Here is a 2,884-nt window from a genome sequence, read left to right on the forward strand (position 1 = left end):
GGGGCGGGCTTTCGCCCTCCCCCCTCTGTCCGGGGGAATGTCAGAGGCCATTCCCCCGGACAGACCGGGGAGGCTTCGCCCGAAAGGGGCTTTCCCTTCGGGAAACGACAAATCTAGGAGACAGACAATGACCGATACCCAAGCCGCAACCGAGACCTTTTTCGTGCCCCTAAACAAGCTGGATGCCGACCCCAAGAATGTTCGCAAGACCTACGGCAAGGAAGGGATCGCGGAAATGGCCGCAACCATCCGCGCCGATGGCTACCGGATTTTGCAGAACATCGTCGTTCGCAAGGGCGAAAAGCGGGGTCGCTTCTTCGTGACAGCAGGCGGTCGCCGGCTCGCCGCTCTCAACCTCTTGGCCGAGGCCGGCGAAATCGCCAAGGATTACCCTATCGAATGCAAGGAACGAAGCGGTTCCGATGCGACCGAAATCAGCCTGATCGAAAACACCAGCCGTGAGGCCATGCACCCGGTTGATGAATACGAGGCGTTCCGCGTCCTGGCCGACGGCGGAAAGGCGGTCGAGGATATTGCCGCCCGCTTTGGCACGACCGAAACCATGGTTCGTAAGCGTCTGGCGCTCGCGCGCGTCTCGCCTGTCTTGCTCAACCTTTACCGCAATGAGGAAATGAGCTTCCAGCAGCTTTCCGCCTTCACCGTATCCGACGACCACGCAAAGCAAGTGGAGGTCTGGAACAGCCTGCCGTCGTGGAACCGCGATGGCCGGTCGATCAAGTCCGCGTTGCAGTCGGAGGCCATGAAAGCCAACGACAAGCGCATCAGGTTCATCGGCGGGATCGACGTTTACGAAACCGCAGGGGGAGCGGTCAAACGCGACCTCTTCGATGAACAGAACAGCGGCTACGCTCTTGATGTCGCCCTTGTCGAAAGGCTTGTGGTGGAGAAGCTTGAAGCAGAGGCGGAAAAGCTTCGTGCCGATGGCTGGAAATGGGTGGAATGCGTCTACGAATTTCCGCAGGAAGCGCATTACATGTCGCGGGTCTATCCCAAGGACGTCCCGATGACCGATGAGCAGCAGGCCGAGCTGGACCGGCTTGAGGGAGAATATGCCGAGCTTGCGGAATTGATCGAGGCAGGCGTTGCCGACGACGAGGCCGAAATCCGCGCCGATGCCATTCGGGCCAAAATGGCGGAGCTTGCGGACACCGGCGAAGTCTACGACCCTGATGACCTCGCAAAGGCCGGTTGCTATGTCCTGATGGACTATCACGGGAGGCTTTCGGTTGAGCGCGGACTGATCCACCCCGACGAGGAGCAGGACGAGTCGGCGGACGGTACCGATGAGAGCAGCGAACCCGTTCCTCCACGGTCCGAGCCGCAGCCGGAACCGTCCTTCTCGCTTTCGGCCGCGCTCGTTCAGGAATTGACGGCACAGAAGACCGCCGCAATCCGCGCCGAGCTTGCGCATAATCCTGAGGTCGCGCTTGCCGCCGTGATTCATGCGATGCTCGCGAGCTTGTTCCATCCTTATGGCAGCACAGACGAAACGTGCCTTGAGGTGAAGCTTACGAGCGAGAAGCTCGAAACCAGCATCAAGAACCCGGCGACTTGCAAGGGCATCGTGACGATGGACGATCTCAGGGAGAATTACGGCCACACCATTCCCGGCAATCCCCACGATCTTTGGGAATGGTGCCTGGAGCAGCCGAGCGCAACGCTTCTCGATTTGCTAGCCTATGCTGCGGCAAAGTCGGTCAACGCGCTGCAACTCGGTCATTATGAGCGCAGGAAACAGCGTGTTCACGCCGACCGGCTGGCGCAGGCGCTCAAGATCGACATGACCCAATGGTTCGAACCGACCGCCGAGAATTATTTCGGGCGCGTCAGCAAAAGCGGGATCGAACAGGCTTTGACCGAAGCCAAGGGCGCGGATTTCGCGGCGGGCGTGTCGGGCATGAAGAAGGCGGAGGCAGCTGCCTATGCCCAGCGGCAGATCGCCGGAACCGGATGGTTGCCCGCCCTTCTCAAGATCGCGCCGACTGCCGACCGGGCGACCGAGCAGGGCGTTGAAGATCAGCTGGACCGCGACGATTGCCCGTTCGATCTGGACGACCAGCCGGAAACCGAGAACGACCAATTCCCCGAAGCAGCCAAGTAATCGGTTGCCGCAGGTCGCGCCAGTCTCCGGCGCGGCCTGTTCCCTTCACTGAATTCTCCACGAAACCAGCCGCGATGAGACGCCGGGCACTGTTCCGGCGAATGGCGAAATGCGCCCTGCGGCCCTGCCCGTCTCAGGTGATCCCATGAACTCCCCTCGCCTCAAGTCCATCGTCAAGCTGTTCGAAAGCTGCCGCTACAGCCATGACCTCTACACCGTCTTCGGCGACTGGTGCGAATGTGCCGCCATCTCGATGAGCAACGCGGTCGATCTCGCAAACTTCGAAAAACGCGAAGCCCGCTATCTCGAAATTAACCGGAAATACGATGCCCGAACGATGGGTGATTTCTCGAAGATCATGGGCGAAGTGGTCATGGCGCTGGAGGAAAAGCCGCAGGATATTTTGGGCGCGACATTCCATGCGCTCGAATTGCACAACAAGGCGCGCGGGCAATTCTTCACCCCCTATCCGATCTGCCACATGATGGCTCGCATGGTTGCCGGAAGCGCTGCGGATATGCAGAAGGCAATTGCGGAACGCGGTTTCATGATCGCACAGGAACCCGCAGTCGGAAGCGGAGCGATGATCATCGCGCTTGCCGAAGCAATTCTTGAGGCAGGATTCAACTATCAGCAGCTTCTCCACGTCACCGCCGTGGACATCGACGCTCGCGCGGTCCACATGGCCTACATCCAGTTTTCGCTTCTTCATATCCCGGCGACCGTGATTGTGGGCGATAGCCTGGCAATGCGGTTCCGGGA

The 2,884-nt window shown here is 60.0% G+C and carries 2 protein-coding genes; both read left to right on the forward strand.

Annotation, left to right across the window (positions count from 1 at the left end; all coding sequences use genetic code 11):
* Nucleotides 1–127: 127 nt before the first annotated feature.
* Nucleotides 128–2,122: a ParB/RepB/Spo0J family partition protein gene (locus A6U86_RS29270; protein WP_068398994.1), complete on the forward strand. Its 1,995-nt coding sequence runs from the start codon at nucleotides 128–130 to the stop codon at nucleotides 2,120–2,122.
* A gap of 145 nt (nucleotides 2,123–2,267) precedes the next feature.
* Nucleotides 2,268–2,884 (forward strand): class I SAM-dependent methyltransferase (locus A6U86_RS29275; protein ID WP_068398996.1); only part of this gene is annotated, 617 nt, incomplete at its 3' end.

The sequence above is a fragment of the Rhizobium sp. AC27/96 genome (assembly GCF_001692325.1).
GTDB lineage: Bacteria > Pseudomonadota > Alphaproteobacteria > Rhizobiales > Rhizobiaceae > Rhizobium.